Source organism: Pseudoroseomonas cervicalis, from assembly GCF_030818485.1.
In the GTDB taxonomy this organism is placed as follows: Bacteria; Pseudomonadota; Alphaproteobacteria; order Acetobacterales; family Acetobacteraceae; genus Pseudoroseomonas; species Pseudoroseomonas cervicalis_A.
Genome location: NZ_JAUTAJ010000004.1, coordinates 2,577,501 through 2,592,597, shown reverse-complemented (window position 1 = coordinate 2,592,597; position 15,097 = coordinate 2,577,501). Strand labels below are relative to the sequence as shown.

The following is a 15,097-nucleotide window of genomic DNA, read 5'->3' as shown; positions in this document are numbered from 1 at the left end:
GCTGTCGGGCGCGGGCAGGAAGCGTACGGGCTGAATCACAGCTGCGAGGATCGACCATGGACACCGTGGCATCGCGCGCCAGCAATCCCGATGATGGCTACAACTATGTCTCCACCGGCCAGCTGCCCGGGGAGGAGCCGGTCCGGCGCCTGGTCGAGGCGGCCTATGACCGCTACCGGCATGACACGGAGGGCGAGGTCTCCACCGTCTATCCCGCCCTGGCGGCGATGCAGCCCGACCGCTTCGGCATCGCCATCGCCGGCACCAGCGGCCGCGTCTTCGCCGTGGGCGACGTCGAGGTGCCCTTCACCATCATGAGCGTCTCGAAGCCCTTTCTCTTCGCGCTGGTCTGTGATGTCGAGGGGCCGGCCGCGGCGCGCGACAAGCTCGGCGTCAACAGCACCGGCTTTCCGTTCAACTCGCTGGCGGCGATCGAGTTCAGCGCCGGCGGTCGCACCAACCCGATGGTCAATTCCGGCGCCATCGCGACGACCAGCCTGGTGCCGGGACGCTCCGAGGCGGAGAAATGGCGGTTCATCCAGGAGGGTCTGTCCGGCTTCGCCGGCCGCAGCCTGCGGCTCGATGAGGAGACCTACCGCAACGCCACGGCGACCAATTTCCGCAATCGCGGCATCGCCCATGCGCTGCAGGGGCTGAACCGCATCTTCTCCGACCCCGTCGAGGCGACCGATCTCTACACCCGGCAATGCTGCCTCGAGGTCACCGCCTGCGATCTGGCGGTGATGGGCGCGACGCTGGCCGATGGCGGGGTCAACCCCGTCACCGGGCAGCGCGTCATCAGCGCGGAGGCGTGCCATTACGCGCTGGCGGTGATGATCACCGCCGGCCTCTACGAGACCTCCGGCGACTGGCTCTACGAGGTCGGCCTGCCGGGCAAGAGCGGCATCGGCGGCGGCATCGTCACCGTCTCGCCCGGCAAGGGCGGGCTCGGCACCTTCGCGCCGCGCCTCGACCGCGCCGGCAACAGCGTGCGCGGCCAGAAGGTGGCGCGCTTCCTGTCGCACCAGCTCGGCCTGGACCTGCTGGTGTCCAAACCCGCTTAGACCCCGAGCCGCATCGGCGTTGCGGCAGGCCGGAGGGCATTCGATCATGGACATGGCTGTGGAGAAACCGCAGACCGAGACCCGGGAAAGCTGGGTTCCGCTGGTGGCCATCGTGCTCGGCCAGATGATCATGTCGTTCAACGTGGCCTCGCTGCCGGTGGCGCTGGGCGGCATGGTGGCCAGCTTCAACGTCCCGCCCACCACCATCGCCACGGGCATCGTCGCCTATGGCATGCTGGTCGCGGGCTTCGTGATGCTGGGCGCCAAGCTGTCGCAGCGCTTCGGCCCGGCCACGGTGTTCCGCTCCGCCATCCTCGCCTTCCTGGTGGCGCAGGTGCTGATGACGGTGACGCCGAACGCCACGCTGATGATCACCGCGCAGGCGCTGTGCGGCCTGTCCGCCGCGGTCATCGTGCCCTGCCTGGTGGCGCTGATCGCCGAGAATTACAGCGGCCGGCAGCAGGCGACGGCGGTCGGCGCGCTCGGCTCCGCCCGCGCGGCGGCCGGGGTGCTGGCCTTCCTGGTGGGCGGCATCCTCGGCACCACCATCGGCTGGCGCCCCTCCTTCGGCATCCTCATCGTGGCCTCCGGCATCGCCTTCCTGGCCAGCCTGCGCCTCCGGCCCTCGCCGCCCAATGCCGCGGTGCGGATCGACCTGCCCGGCGTCGTGCTGGCCGCCGCCGCGATCATCTGCATCAGCTTCGGCTTCAACAACCTGAATGGCTGGGGGCTGGGCTGGGCCAGGCCGGCCGCGCCCTTCAGCCTGCTCGGCCTGTCGCCGGCGCCGGTGATGATCATCCTGGGCATCGTGCTCGGCCAGGCCTTCCTGCTCTGGACGCACCGGGTGAAGGCGCGCGGCGGCACCCCGCTGCTGGCGCTCGAGGTGCTGGATTCGCCGCAGGAGCGCAGCGCCGTCTACGCGCTCTTCGTCGTGGTGGCGCTGGAGGCGGCGCTGAACTTCCTCGTGCCGCTCTACATCCAGATCGTGCAGGGGCGGTCGCCCATCGCCACGGCGGTGGCGATGCTGCCCTTCAACCTGACGGTGTTCTTCACCGCGATGCTGGTGGTCGGCGTCTATGACAAGGCCTCGCCGCGCACCATCGGCCGGGCCGGCTTCCTGCTGTGCACCGTCGCGCTGCTCTGGCTCGCCTTCGTGGTGCGCAATGACTGGAACGAATGGCCGGTGCTGGCGGGGCTGATCCTGTTCGGCATCGGCCAGGGCGCGCTGGTGACGCTGCTGTTCAACGTCCTGGTCACCGCTTCGCCCAAGGAGCTGGCGAGCGATGTCGGCTCGCTGCGCGGCACCACGCAGAATCTGGCTTCCGCCGTCGGCACCGCGGTGTCGGGCGCGCTGGTGGTGGGATTGCTGAGCACCGCGGTGCTGGGCCGCGTGGCGGCCAGCCCGCTGCTGACGCCGGAGCTGCAGGCGCAGGTCAATCTCGACAGCATCAACTTCGTCAGCAATGACCGGCTGATGGCGGCGCTGAGCAACACCACCGCCACGCCGGAGCAGGTGGCCGAGGCGGTGCGCGTCAACACCGAGGCGAGGCTGCGCGCGCTCAAGCTCGGCCTGCTGCTGATGGCGGGGCTGGCGGTCATCGCCATCCTGCCGGCCAGCGGCCTGCCGAATTACCGCCCCGGCGAGATCCCGCCGGAGCGGCCGCCGGGCCGCTGACCCCCTGGCCTGGCGCGCTCCCGCCCGGAGGCGGGGCGCGCAGGCTGCGGCCGCGCCGGCAACAAGGAGACCCCATGATCTCGCGCATCCTGGCCGCCAGCCGTTTCATCATGGTGCTTCCCTTCGCCATGACGCTGCTCTGCTCCGTCGTGCTCATCCTCTGCCAATGCGTCGCCATGCTCTCGCTGCTGGCCGAATTGCTGCTGCATCCGGAGCTGAGCCCGAGGATGGTGAAGCTCCTCGCGGTGCGGGTGATCGAGGCGGTGGACGTCTTCCTGATCGGCATCGCCCTCTACATCATCGGCATCGGCCTCTACACGCTGTTCGTCGATGACCGGATCCGGATCCCGGCCTGGCTGCGCCTCGCGGGGCTCGAGGATCTCAAGAGCAATCTGGTCGGGGTGGTGATCGCGGTGCTCGCCGTCATGTTCCTGGGCGAGGCCGTGGCCTGGGAAGGGGGCACGGATATCGCGGCCTTCGGCGCGTCCTGCGCGCTGGTCATCGCCGCGCTGTCCTTCTTCCTGACGCGCAACCGCCATCGCGACCCGTGACGCCAGGCCGCGATCGGCCTGCGGCGACAGGACGGCGCCTGGCGCAAGGTCCTGATCAGGACAAGGCGGATTGCCTGGAAGGTCCGGCTGCCGCCGGGAATGAAGCCGGGGGCGAACACTCTCTGATGCGGGATGCGCGGCGCGGGAACACACGGAAACTCATGTGATGCGGGCCAGCCCCGCCATCCCCGTGCCGGGCGCTGCCCGGTCCGCCGGGGCGATGCCGCCGCCATCGCCCAGCCATGCGCCCTTGCCGTCGGCGGTGCTGGATGCCCTCGGACCCCACCCCGCGCTGAAGGAATCTGCCAGAGCGGCTCGGCTTCGCCCGCCCTGCGCCGCCCTTTGAAGCATGTTCGAGGCGCCTCGAATCGACGCGCCGCGGTCACGGGACCTCAGCGCCGGAATGCAGCCCGTGGAGATCCGCTGACGATTGCCCAAAGGCCGCGATGGCGCAGCATCGCGCGCCCTCGCCGCAAGGCGGGTGACAGATGGCGGCTCCTGGCACCGGCAACGGACCCTCGCGTAGGATGCCCTTGCCTGCGGTATCGACGGCATGCTGCGTGGATCACCTGCTGTGCGAGAGCGCCGCCGTGGTGGCGTCGGCACGTTCCGTCACCCCGCCACCGAGAACCTTGTAGAGCGTGACCAGATTCTGCGCTCTCGCGGCTCTCAGCGCGATGAGCGACTGCTGGGCCGAATAGAGCGAGCGCTGCGCATCGAGCGTGGAGAGATAGTCGCCCGATCCAAGCCGGAAGCGCATTTCGGACAGCCTGTAGGAACGGCGATAGGAGTCCACCAGGGATTGCGTCGCAGCGATCTGGTCATCGTAGGTCCCCCGTGCCGCAAGCGCGTTGGCCACCTCCTTGAAGGCCGTCTGGATGGTCTGCTCGTAGGTCGCGACATAGACATTCCTCTCGGCCTTCGCCCTGTCCAGATTGGCCTCGTTCGTCCCGCCGCTGAAGATGGGGATGTTGATCGAGGGCGCAAAGCTCCAGCTGGAAGAGCCGGGGGCGAAGAGACGCTGGATGCTCGTGCTCGCACTGCCGGCATTCGCCGTCAGGGTCACAGAGGGGAAGAAAGCGGCACGGGCAGCACCGATATTCGCATTGGCGGCGATGAGGTTGTGCTCGGCTGCCATCACATCGGGCCGCCGCAGCAGCACTTCCGATGGAAGGCCGGCCGGCAGTTCGGCAAGGGCCGCATTGTCGTCCAGCGACGTCCTGGGCAGATCCTTCGGCACGGGCTGGCCGAGCAGGAGGGCAAGCGCGTTCTCGTCCTGCGCCACGGAGCGCGTGTATTCCGCCAGATTGGCGCGCGCCGTATCCACCGCGGTCCTGGCCTGCTCCAGGGTGAGTTCGGTCTCGCTGCCGCGATCATATTTCAGCTGCGTCAGGCGGAAGGACTCCTCCTGGCTTGCAAGCGTCTGGCGCGTCAGCTCCAGCAATTCCTGATCGGCCACCAGTGTCAGATGGGCATTCACGACCTGGGCGATCAGCGAGATCTGCGTGCTGCGCCGTGTTTCCTCATAACCGAGATACTGCTCGAAGGTCTGCTGCGTCTGCGCGCGCAGGCGGCCGAAGAGATCGATCTCGTAGGAGGTGAAGCCGATGCCGGCGCTGTAGGAGCGCGAGGTGACGCCAGCGGTCTTGCCGCGAGACTCACCCAGCGCGGTCGTATCGGCGGGCGTGCGCGACCAGCTGCCGGAGCCACTGGCCGAGATCGCCGGGAAAAGATCGCCTCTCTGCGCCCGGTAATTCGCCTGGGCGATTTCGACGTTCAGCGCGGCGATGCGCAGGTCGCGGTTGTTGGTGAGCGCGATCTCGACCAGGCGTTGCAGGGCCGGGTCGCGCAGGAATTCGCGCCAGCCGATCGCATCGGCGGATCGCACAGGGTCGGCCGCGGCCGCCGCTGCGGCAGGCGGCGTGCGATAGGCCGGCCCCGAAGGCCAGGCCTCCGGGACGGGCGAGCCAGGCCGGATGTAATCGGGCACCAGGCTGCAGCCGGCGAGCAGCATCGCGGCGAGGGGAAGGGAGCGGATCGCGCGGTTCATGTCACTCTCCCGGCGCCGGATGCGGCAGGGTGGCAGGAGGCGACGTCTCCTCCTTGGCGTGGAGGGGCTTCACCCGGAACAGCTTCAGCACCAGGACAAAGAACAGCGGCACGAAGAAGATCGCCAGGATGGTCGCGGCAATCGTGCCGCCGACGACCGCCGTGCCGATGGCATTCTGGCTGCCTGACCCGGCGCCGCTGGCGATGACCAGGGGTGTCGTGCCGAGTGTGAAGGCGAGCGAGGTCATCAGGATCGGGCGGAGGCGCTGCTCCGCCGCGTGCATCGCCGCTTCGAGCAGCGACATGCCCTTGTCGAAATTCTCCTTGGCGAATTCGACGATCAGGATGGCGTTCTTCGCCGAGAGGCCGATGGTCGTGAGAAGGCCAACCTGGAAATAGATGTCGTTGGACAGGCCGCGCCCCCAGGTCGCCAGCACGGCGCCGAAGATACCGAGGGGCACGACCAGCATCACGGCGACCGGAATCGGCCAGCTTTCATAAAGCGCCGCCAGGCAGAGAAAGACGACCAGGAGCGAGATGGCATAGAGCAAGGGCGCCTGGCTGCCGGAGAGCTTTTCCTCATAGGACAGGCCGGTCCAGGCAAAGGAGTATCCCTCCGGGAGGCTGGACGCGATCTGCTCCATCAGGGCCATCGCGGCGCCCGAGCTGACGCCGGCCGCGCCCTGGCCCAGGATCTCGATGGAGGAGCGGCCATTGTAGCGCTCGAGCTTCGGCGAGCCATAGCTCCAGGCGCCACTGGCAAAGGCCGACAAGGGGATCATGTCGCCTTGGCTGTTGCGCACGAACCAGCGCGTCAGGTCCGACGGGTCCATGCGCGAACGGGCATCACCCTGGACATAGACACGTTTGATGCGCCCGCCATCGATGAAGTCGTTCACATAGGTCTGCCCCCAGGCGGCGGCGATGGTGTCCGTCACATCGCTGACGGAGATGCCGAGCGCGCGGGCATGGGACCAGTCGATATTGAGCCTGTATTGCGGCTCGTCGCTTTGTCCGTTGGGGCGCACGGCGGCCAGCGAGGGGTTTTGCGCGGCCGTGCCCAGCACCTGGTTGCGCGCCTGCATCAGCGCCTCGTGGCCGGCCCCCGGCGCGGCGAGAAGGATGAAGTCGAAGCCGGCGGCGTTGCCCAGTTCGAGAATGGCCGGCGGTGCGAAGGCGAAAATCGTCGCATCCTGGTAGGTCGAGAAATGCCCCATGATGCGGCCGGCCAGGGCCTGGACATGGTCCTGTGCCCCCCTTCGCTGGCCCCAATCCCTGAGCCGGACAAAGGCCATGCCCGCATTCTGGCCGCGGCCGGAGAGGCTGAACCCCGCGACGGTGAAGGCACCATCGACCAGGGAGGCTTCGTCATTCTGCAGGTAATTCTGCACTTCGGTCAGGGCACGCTCGGTGTGCTCGGCGGTCGCCCCCGGCGAGGCCGTCACCTGGATGAACATCACGCCCTGATCCTCGTCCGGCAGGAAGGAGGAGGGCAGGCGCAGGAAGGTGACGCCCATCGCGCCGATGACGAGCAGATAGACCAGCATGAAGCGCAGGGGACGGTTCACGATCCCCCTCGCCCCCCGGACATAGCCGCGGTTCATCCTTTCAAAGTTGCGGTTGAACCACCGGGCAAAGCCGCGCCCCTCTCCATGATGCGGCTTCAGAAGGGTCGCGCAGAGAGCCGGGGTGAAGATGATGGCCACGACGACCGAGAGCAGCATGGAGGTGGCAATGGTGATCGAGAACTGCCGGTAGATGACGCCGGTGGAACCGCCGAAGAAGGCCATCGGGAAGAACACGCCCGCCAGCACCATGGCCACGCCGATCAGCGCGCCGGTGATCTGGTCCATGGACCGGCGTGTCGCTTCCCGGGGGGAGAGCTTTTCCTCGGCCATCACCCGCTCGACATTCTCGACGACGACGATGGCGTCATCGACCAGCAGGCCGATGGCGAGAACCATGCCGAACATGGTCAGCGTGTTGATCGAATAGCCGAACAGATGGAGCACCGCGAAGGTGCCGAGAAGCACCACGGGCACCGCGATGGTGGGGATCAGCGTCGCCCGCAGGTTCTGCAGGAAGAGCAGCATCACCAGGAAGACCAGCAGGATCGCCTCGAGGAGCGTCTTGACGACGTCCTCGATGGAGAGCCGGACGAAGGGCGTCGTGTCGTAGGGGTAGGCGACCTGAAGACCCGCGGGGAAGGAGGCGCGAAGGCTCTCGATGGTGTTCTGGACACTCTCCGCGGCATTGAGCGCATTGGCGCCCGATGCGAGCTTCAGGCCGATGCCGGCCGCCGGCCTGCCATTGTAGCGGGCCGAGGTCGAATAGCTCTCGCCGCCCAGCTCCACCGTCGCGACGTCACGCAGCAGGACACGCGAGCCATCGGTCTGCGTCTTGACCAGGATCTGGCCGAACGCCTCTGCCGTGGTCAGATAGGACGGGCCGATAATGGTCGCGTTCAGCTCCTGGCCCGGCCGGGCCGGCAGCGCGCCGATCTCGCCGGCGGCGATCTGCACGTTCTGCGACGAGATGGCCGCGGTCACATCGCCCGGCATCAAGCTGTACTGGTTCAGCCTGTTGGGATCGAGCCAGATCCGCATGGCATATTGCGAGCCCAGCAGCTGGTAGTCGCCCACGCCATTCGTGCGGCTCAGCTCATCCTGGATGTTCGAGGCCACGAAATCCGCGATGGCCTGGCTGCTCATCGAGCCATCCTCGGAATAGAAGGCGAGGACCATCAGGAAGTTCTTGGCGGCCTTGGCGACGCGCACGCCCTGATTGCGCACCTGGGTCGGCAGGCGGGATTCCGCGGCCGACACCTTGTTCTGCACCTGCACCTGGGCCGTGTCGGGGTCCGTGCCCTGCTCGAAATACAGGGTGATGGTGACGCTGCCGTCCTTCGTGGCCTCGGAGGAGAAATACATCAGGCCGTCGAGGCCGCTGAGCTGCTGCTCGATCGGCTGGATGACGGTGTTCTGCACCGTCTCCGCCGAGGCGCCCGGATAGGTGGTGGTGACGGAGATCGAAGGCGGCGCGATGGACGGGTATTGCGCGACCGGCATCTGGGTGAGCGACAGGCCGCCCAGCAGCATGGTGATGATCGCCAGCACCCAGGCGAAAACCGGGCGGTCGATGAAGAAGCGAGCCATGGGGATCCGCCTCCTACCGCGCCGACGACCGGCGGGCGGCGTTGCGCTGGTCGAATTCCTCGACACTCATCATGGTCACCTGGAGCCTGGCGCCGGCGGTGACGCGCTGGCCGCCCTCGACAATGAGTTTGTCACCCTCCCGGAGGCCGTCGAGGACGACCCATTTGTTGCCCTCTGTCCGGTCGGCGGTGACGACGCGGCTCTCGGCGGTGCCATCATCCTGGATGATCTGGACGATGGCCTGGCCCTGCTGGTTGCGTGTCACGCCCTGCTGCGGGACCAGAAAGGCGCTGTGCTGGATCGCCGTCGTGATCCGCTCCCGCACATACATGCCCGGCATCAGCAATCCGTCGGGGTTGGGAAAGACGGCGCGCAGCGTGATGGTCGAGGTGTTCTGGTCGACCGTCACTTCGGAGAATTGCAGCGTCCCGGGATGCTCGTATTCGTTGCCATCCTCCAGCACGAGCCTGGCCTGCGGCTGCCCGTCCCCGGCGCGGGTCGCCCTGCCGGCCGCGAGATCCCGGCGCAGGCGCAGCAGCGAGGATGCGGCCTGCGTGACGTCGACATGGATCGGGTCGAGCTGGGTGATGGTGACGAGCGAATTCGTCTGGTCCGAGGTCACCAGGGCGCCGGGCGTCACGGAGGAGCGGCCCGTGCGCCCGGAAAGCGGGGCATTGACCCTTGTATAGTTCAGGTTGATGCGCGCGGTCTCGACGCTGGCCTTGGCCGAGGCGAGATCGGCCTGGGCCTGGCGGAGGCTGGAGACGGCGCTGTCGAGCTCCTGCCGGCTCACCGCGCCGGCCTGTGCCAGGGGACGGTAGCGGTTGACCGTGAGCTGGTTGGACGCCACGCTCGCCTCCGCCTTCTGCTGGGCGGCGATGGCGCTGTCGAGGGCGGCCTGATAGCTCGCCGGCTCGATCTGGTAGAGCGGCTGGCCGGCGGTGACCTCCTGCCCCTCCCGGAAGAGAATGTCCCGGATGACGCCCCCCACCTGCGGCCGCACATCGGCGGTGCGCCAGGCGCTGATGCGGCCCGGCAGTTCGGTGGTCATCGCCACCGCCTGGGGGCGGAGCGTCACGGCCGTGACGGCGGCGGGAGCCTGCTGCCGCGGGGGGCCGTTGCTCTTCTCGTCGCAGGCCGCCAGCAGAAGCGGAAGCAGCGCAGAGCCAGCCAAGGCCAGACCGGAACGCCGATGACCGGGGCGGGTCGGGGGGAGGTCCAAAGGCGGCATTCATCACCTTGCGGAGGAGGAGGTTGTGCGACACAGGACCAGACGCGACCTCGCCGCCGGATCCTCGGGGCGAGGCGCCGGCCCATGCCGCCTGGCAGCTCCTGCAGGTTTACTGCACGGCGGCGTCCATTATATATACTGAACGGTGATGTACAGTATCTTCTTGTCTCGAAGGATCATCCGGCCGTGAGCCCGTCGCCTCGAAAGCCAGGACCCGTCCCCGCACGCGCTCCTGGCCGCCCGAAGGACCCCAGGAAGCGCGAAGCCATCCTGGCGGCCGCCGATGCGCTGCTGGAGGGGGGTGGATATGAGCGCCTGACCATGGAGGCCGTGGCCCTGGCGGCCCAGGTGTCGAAGACGACGGTCTATGCGTATTTCGAGGACCAGAGGGTGCTGTTCGATGCGGTCGTGCGGCTGAAGGGCGAGCAGCTCTCCGCCCATCTCAACAGCCTGAGCGCCGAGGAATTCTCCCGCGACTTCGGGGAGGCGCTGGTCCGGTTCGGTATCCGCTTCCTGGACCAGCTGCTGAAGCCGCACGTGATCTCGGTCGCCCATGAGCTCTCCGCCGCCGCCGCACGGAACCCCGAGCTTGGCAGGGCTTTCTATGACGGGGGGCCGGGGCAGATGCGCAAGCTGCTGGGCGGGGTCATCGCCGACGCCGTGACCCGCGGCACCCTCGAAGTCGAGGATGACGGCCAGGCGGCCGATGATCTGGCGAGCCTGTGGATCGGTGACCTGTCCCATCGGCTGGCCATGGGTGTCCTGGACCCGCTCACGCCGGAGGAGACGGAACAGCGCGTCCGGCATGGTGTGTGGGTGTTCATGCGGGCCTACGCGCCGCGCGCCTGAGGCTCCGCGCCGCGACCTGGCCAGGAGGCCGGCGCCGCCCGGGGATCCGGCCGGCGCCCGTGAGCGCCCGACAGGCGCATGGCTCCCCCTGCCGACTGTTCACCTCCGCCTGGCCCGGCGCGGCGATGTCGGCGGGGAGGCGGGCCCTGCTTCATGCCGTGGCGGATCCGGGCTAGCCTGCCGCCCCATCTGTGGATCGCACGAGTGACATCACGCTACGGTCTGGAGATCCGCGCTGCCACCGCCACCGAGGCGCCCGGCCTCGCCGAGCTGCTCGCGACGGCCGGCTACACCATTGAGGCCCGCGATCTGGCCGAGCGGCTGGTGGCATTGCGCCAGGCCTCCGCGACGGCACTGGTGGCGCTGCAATGGGGGCCGCCCAGCGGCCTGGTGGTGATGCATTGGTATGCCACGCTCGAGGCGGCGCGCCCCAGGGCACAGATCAGCACGCTGCTGGTCAGCCCCGAGGAGCGCCGGCAGGGCATTGGCCGGCTCCTGGTGAAGGCGGCCGCGCAGGCTGCGCGCGTCGCCGGCTGCGGCGAGCTGGAGATCATGACCACGCCGGATGCGCCGGACTTGGGCGCGTTCTGCCGGGCCACAGGCTTCGCCGAAACCGGCCCCCGGTTCATTCGGTCCCTGCGCAAGCAGGGATAGCGCTGCGGCCCTGCCTTGCGCGGAGGTTGCACCGCAGATGCAGCAAGGCGTCAAACCGTGTTGGCAAATTCGGCCAACCTTCAAGGTCTGAAGAGCCGCCGGCATTTTGGAGAGAAAACCCGCCCTCGTTCCGGAGCCGCAGCCTGAGGGCCACAGCGAAAAACCGCGGCAACCCTGCGCCTCAGCGCGGTGCCACGGTCAGAACAGACAGGTTGTAAGGAGGTCCGACTGGAGCGGGCGAAGGGATTCGAACCCTCGACCCCAACCTTGGCAAGGTTGTGCTCTACCCCTGAGCTACGCCCGCATTCCGTCGTCTGCGCCGTTCTGGCCGCTTCTCAGCGGTGCCGTCCGGCGTGGCGGCGATATGTCACGCCGCCGGTGAGGCTGCAACCCCCCGATTTCAGGCCCGTGCATTTTTTTGGTCGACGAAGATGTCGTGTCATCATATGACTCCGGCAAACAGGGAAACGTTCCATGAAACGTCGCTTTCTTGCCGGTCTCGCCGCCCTGGCCTGCGCGCTCGCGCCGCTGGCCCCGGCCCTGGCCCAAGGCCAAGGCCAGGCCGCCGCGCAGCCGGGCTTCGACCACACGGTGCGGGTCATCGTGCCCTTCGCGCCTGGCGGCACCTCCGACATCCTGGCCCGCATCCTGGCGCCGGAGCTCTCCCGCAGCATCGGCCAGACCGTGGTGGTGGAGAACCGCCCGGGCGCGGCCGGCAATATCGGCGCCGATGCGGTGGCGAAAAGCGCGCCGGATGGCCACACCCTGCTGCTGATCGATGCCGGCATCCTGGCCACCGCGCCCAGCCTGTTCACGCGCCTGCCCTTCGATGTGAAGCGCGACCTGGCGCCGGTCTCCATGCTGATCTACGCGCCCTATATCGTGGCGGTGCATCCCTCCCTGCCGGCGCAGGACGCGGCCGGGCTGGTCGCCTATGCCAAGGCCAATCCGGGGCGGATCAACGCCGCCACCTCCGGCATCGGCGGCGCCAACCACCTGGCCGCGCTGGTGCTGGCCGGGCAGTGGGGGACCGAGGTGATGCCGGTGCCCTATCGCGGCGGCTCGGCCGCCCTGGCGGCGGTGGCCTCGGGCGAGGCGAACATGATCATCAATGGCGCGACGGCCACCCAGCCCTTCGTCACCAGCGGCCAGCTGCGCGGCATCGCCGTCTCCGGCCCGCGCCGGCTGGCGGCGCTGCCGCAGGTGCCGACCTTCGCCGAGCTGGGCTGGCCGGCGCAGGATTCCGGCACCTATCAGGGTGTGCTGGCCGCCGGCGGCACGCCCCCCGCCCTGCTGGCGCGCTGGGAGCGTGAGTTCCGCAACGCCCTGGCGCAGCCCGCCATCGCCGCGCGCATCGCCGAGCTGGGCGGCGAGCCGCGGGTCGAGGGCGGCGAGGCCTTCCGCCTCTGGCTCGACCGCGAGACGGAGAATTGGGGCGGCGTCATCCGCGCCGCGCGCATCCAGCTGGACTGAACGGACCGGGCCGGGGGCCGGTCCTGGCGGGTTGCCCTCCCGGGCACCCCCTTGGCCCCCTGGCCGGGCCGCGCCTAGAACGGGGCCCATGTCCAGCGCGCCGCTCTCCCCCGACCTGACCCCGCCCACGGCCCCGCTGCGCTCCGGCCGGCCGCCGGAGACGCCGGAGGGGGTGCTGGCGCGGCTGGCCGCGCTCGGCATCCCGGCCGAGACGCTGCAGCACAAGCCGCTCTTCACCGTGGCGGACGGGCTGGCGCTGCGCGATGCCATGCCCGGGCTGCATGTGAAGAACCTGTTCCTGCAGCCGAAGGGGGAGGGGCCCTTCCTGCTGCTGGTGCTGGAATCCGACCGGCAGGTGAAGGTCAATGCGCTGGTGCGCGGGCTCGGCGTCGCCCGCGCCAGCTTCGCCAGCGCCGAGGCGCTGTGGGCGGAACTCGGCGTCACCCCCGGCTCGGTCACCCCGCTGGCCATGGTGAACAGCCCGCCGGGCCGGGTGCGCATCGCCATCGACCGGATGCTGCTGGAAGCGCCGCGCATCCATGTCCACCCGCTGGTGAACACCGCCTCCACCGCCCTGGCGCCGGAGGGGCTGCTGCGCTTCCTGCGCGAGCTTGGCCATGCGCCGGAGCCGCTCGACCTGCCCGAGGGCTGAGCCGGCGGGGGCCGGCGCCCCGCAGATTGCGCGACACGGCGGGGGCGGGGCTGCAACGCGGCGCCGCGCCGCGAATTCATCCCATGGTTCTGACTTATCACCGTCTTCGCCTTGCGCATGGCGCCTCGCGGCGCATCTATGCGCGGCAGGAAGACCGGAGTGGTTCCCCATGGACGTGATCACCGACCCCAACCGCCCCAACCCTGCCGCCGAGCTGATCAAGGATGGCGACGCCCGCAGCTTCATGCAGGACGTGGTCCAGGCCAGCCGCGAAGTGCCGGTGCTGGTGGATTTCTGGGCCACCTGGTGCGGCCCCTGCAAGACGCTGACGCCCGCGCTGGAGAAGGTGGTCAAGGCCGCCCAGGGCCGGGTGCGCCTGGTCAAGATCGACATCGACCAGAATCGCGGCCTGGTGCAGCAGCTCTCCCAGATGGGCCTGCCGCTGCAATCGGTGCCGACCGTGGTCGCCTTCTGGCAGGGGCAGATCGCCGATCTGTTCCAGGGCGCCCTGCCGGAATCCGAGCTGAAGAAATTCGTCGAGACCCTGCTGAAGCTGGCGGGCGGGCAGATGCCGGCGGCCGAGCTGCTGGCCGAGGCCCGCCAGGCGGTGGAGCAGGGCGACCACCAGGCCGCGCTCGAGATCTACGCCGCCGTGGCGCAGCAGGAGCCGGAGAATGCCGAGGCGCTCGCCGGCCTGGCCCGCGCCCTGATGGCGCTGGGCGAGGAGGAGCAGGCGCTGGCCGTGGTGGAGAACGCGCCGGAGAAGCTCCGCAACCATGCCGAGATCGCCGGCGTGCGCAGCGCGCTGGAGCTGGCCGCCGAGGGGCGCGAGGCCCGCGCCCGGCTGGCCGAGTTCGAGCAGCGCCTGGCCGCCGACCCGGATGACCATGCCGCGCGGATCGAGCTGGCGGTGGCGCTGAACGCCATGGACCAGCGGGCGGAGGCGGCGCAGGCGCTGCTGGACGCCATCAAGCGCGACCGCGCCTGGAACGAGGAGGCGGCGCGCAAGCAGCTGCTGAAATTCTTCGAGGCCTGGGGCCCGATGGATCCGGCCACGGTGAAGGCGCGCCGCGGCCTGTCCACCCTGCTGTTCCGCTGACCGGCGCGGCCGGGCATGGACCCGTTCCAGCCCCGGCCGGAGGCGCTGCCGCGGGAGATCCCGATCTTCCCGCTGGCCGGCGCCCTGCTGCTGCCGGGGGGGCGGCTGCCGCTGAACATCTTCGAGCCGCGCTACCTGGCGATGGTCGAGGATGCGCTGGCCGCCGGCCGCTTCCTCGGCATGCTGCTGCCCGACCCGTCGAAGCCGCGGCCGGCCGGGCGCTCCACCATCTACCGGGCGGGCTGCCTTGGCCGCATCGCCTCCTTCGCCGAGACGGAGGATGGGCGCTACCTGATCACGCTGCGCGGCATCGCCCGCTTCGCGGTGGCGGAGGAGCTGGCGGACAGCCCGCGCGGCTACCGCCGGGTGCGGGCCGATCATGGCGCCTATCGCGCCGATCTGGCGCCGCCGGCCGGGCCGGCGCCGGACCGCGCGGCGCTGCTGGCGGCGCTGCGCCCCTATTTCGCGGCGCAGGGCATCCAGGCCGACTGGCCGGCGATCGAGCGCAGCGAGCCGGCCGCGCTGGTGACCAGCCTCTGCATGGTCTGCCCCTTCTCCGACCCGGAGAAGCAGGCGCTGCTGGAGGCGCCCGACAGCCTCGCCCGGGCGGAGATGCTGGTCGCCCTGCTGCGCATGGGCCAGGCC

The 15,097-nt window shown here is 69.4% G+C and carries 12 protein-coding genes and 1 tRNA gene (1 of these 13 running past the window's edge); 9 read left to right on the top strand and 4 right to left on the bottom strand.

The window, feature by feature from the left end; translation table 11 throughout:
* The first annotated feature begins 56 nt into the window (after positions 1 to 56).
* The 3 genes from glsA to QE401_RS15970 all read left to right on the top strand — a co-directional run bounded on the left by glsA (position 57) and on the right by QE401_RS15970 (position 3,290).
* Entirely contained in the window at positions 57 to 1,064 is a 1,008-nt protein-coding gene (gene glsA / locus QE401_RS15980; RefSeq protein ID WP_307139147.1) for a glutaminase A, read from the top strand.
* 46 nt (positions 1,065 to 1,110) lie between these two features.
* Positions 1,111 to 2,739: an MFS transporter gene (locus tag QE401_RS15975; protein WP_307139146.1), complete on the top strand. Its 1,629-nt coding sequence runs from the start codon at positions 1,111 to 1,113 to the stop codon at positions 2,737 to 2,739.
* A 74-nt stretch (positions 2,740 to 2,813) separates the two neighbouring features.
* Positions 2,814 to 3,290 (top strand): YqhA family protein, encoded by a 477-nt coding sequence (locus tag QE401_RS15970; protein ID WP_307139145.1) that lies wholly within the window; start codon positions 2,814 to 2,816, stop codon positions 3,288 to 3,290.
* 565 nt (positions 3,291 to 3,855) lie between these two features.
* Here the strand turns inward: QE401_RS15970 and QE401_RS15965 are convergent.
* The 3 genes from QE401_RS15965 to QE401_RS15955 are packed head-to-tail and all read right to left on the bottom strand — an operon-like array spanning position 3,856 to position 9,572.
* Entirely contained in the window at positions 3,856 to 5,340 is a 1,485-nt protein-coding gene (locus tag QE401_RS15965; protein WP_307139144.1) for an efflux transporter outer membrane subunit, read from the bottom strand.
* Position 5,341: 1 nt separating this feature from the next.
* Positions 5,342 to 8,500 (bottom strand): efflux RND transporter permease subunit, encoded by a 3,159-nt coding sequence (locus tag QE401_RS15960; RefSeq protein WP_475638105.1) that lies wholly within the window; start codon positions 8,498 to 8,500, stop codon positions 5,342 to 5,344.
* Positions 8,501 to 8,507: 7 nt separating this feature from the next.
* On the bottom strand, positions 8,508 to 9,572 hold the full coding sequence (locus QE401_RS15955; RefSeq protein WP_307139142.1) for an efflux RND transporter periplasmic adaptor subunit: 1,065 nt from the start codon (positions 9,570 to 9,572) through the stop codon (positions 8,508 to 8,510).
* Positions 9,573 to 9,911: 339 nt separating this feature from the next.
* Here QE401_RS15955 and QE401_RS15950 point away from each other — a divergent pair, with 339 nt between their 5' ends.
* Both QE401_RS15950 and QE401_RS15945 read left to right on the top strand, forming a co-directional pair.
* Entirely contained in the window at positions 9,912 to 10,574 is a 663-nt protein-coding gene (locus QE401_RS15950) for a TetR/AcrR family transcriptional regulator (protein WP_307139141.1), read from the top strand.
* 204 nt (positions 10,575 to 10,778) lie between these two features.
* Positions 10,779 to 11,228, top strand: a complete 450-nt coding sequence (locus QE401_RS15945) for a GNAT family N-acetyltransferase (protein ID WP_307139140.1) — start codon at positions 10,779 to 10,781, stop codon at positions 11,226 to 11,228.
* A gap of 229 nt (positions 11,229 to 11,457) precedes the next feature.
* On the opposite strand, the gene QE401_RS15940 is transcribed toward QE401_RS15945, so the two are convergent.
* Positions 11,458 to 11,532: transfer RNA gene (locus tag QE401_RS15940), tRNA-Gly, on the bottom strand.
* Positions 11,533 to 11,702: 170 nt separating this feature from the next.
* Here QE401_RS15940 and QE401_RS15935 point away from each other — a divergent pair.
* The 4 genes from QE401_RS15935 to QE401_RS15920 all read left to right on the top strand — a co-directional run.
* Positions 11,703 to 12,701 carry a Bug family tripartite tricarboxylate transporter substrate binding protein gene (locus tag QE401_RS15935; RefSeq protein ID WP_307139139.1) on the top strand — a complete coding sequence of 333 codons (999 nt, stop codon included), beginning with the start codon at positions 11,703 to 11,705 and terminating at the stop codon, positions 12,699 to 12,701.
* An 88-nt stretch (positions 12,702 to 12,789) separates the two neighbouring features.
* A complete protein-coding gene (locus tag QE401_RS15930; RefSeq protein WP_307139138.1) occupies positions 12,790 to 13,353 on the top strand; it encodes a prolyl-tRNA synthetase associated domain-containing protein in 564 nt (187 codons plus the stop codon).
* A 169-nt stretch (positions 13,354 to 13,522) separates the two neighbouring features.
* On the top strand, positions 13,523 to 14,452 hold the full coding sequence (locus tag QE401_RS15925; RefSeq protein WP_307139137.1) for a tetratricopeptide repeat protein: 930 nt from the start codon (positions 13,523 to 13,525) through the stop codon (positions 14,450 to 14,452).
* A gap of 15 nt (positions 14,453 to 14,467) precedes the next feature.
* Positions 14,468 to 15,097 carry the 5' portion of an LON peptidase substrate-binding domain-containing protein gene (locus tag QE401_RS15920; RefSeq protein ID WP_307139136.1) on the top strand. Its footprint extends 30 nt past the window's final position, so 630 of the gene's 660 nt are visible here — the first part of the coding sequence; it begins with the start codon at positions 14,468 to 14,470; the stop codon falls past the right edge of the window.

Excerpts from the sequence above, each read along its gene's own strand:
- QE401_RS15965 (WP_307139144.1), bottom strand. The coding sequence starts at position 5,340 with ATGAACCGCGCGATCCGCTCCCTTCCCCTCGCCGCGATGCTGCTCGCC.
- QE401_RS15925 (WP_307139137.1), top strand. The coding sequence starts at position 13,523 with ATGGACGTGATCACCGACCCCAACCGCCCCAACCCTGCCGCCGAGCTG.
- glsA (WP_307139147.1), top strand. The coding sequence starts at position 57 with ATGGACACCGTGGCATCGCGCGCCAGCAATCCCGATGATGGCTACAAC.
- QE401_RS15975 (WP_307139146.1), top strand. The coding sequence starts at position 1,111 with ATGGACATGGCTGTGGAGAAACCGCAGACCGAGACCCGGGAAAGCTGG.
- QE401_RS15935 (WP_307139139.1), top strand. The coding sequence starts at position 11,703 with ATGAAACGTCGCTTTCTTGCCGGTCTCGCCGCCCTGGCCTGCGCGCTC.
- QE401_RS15930 (WP_307139138.1), top strand. The coding sequence starts at position 12,790 with ATGTCCAGCGCGCCGCTCTCCCCCGACCTGACCCCGCCCACGGCCCCG.
- QE401_RS15970 (WP_307139145.1), top strand. The coding sequence starts at position 2,814 with ATGATCTCGCGCATCCTGGCCGCCAGCCGTTTCATCATGGTGCTTCCC.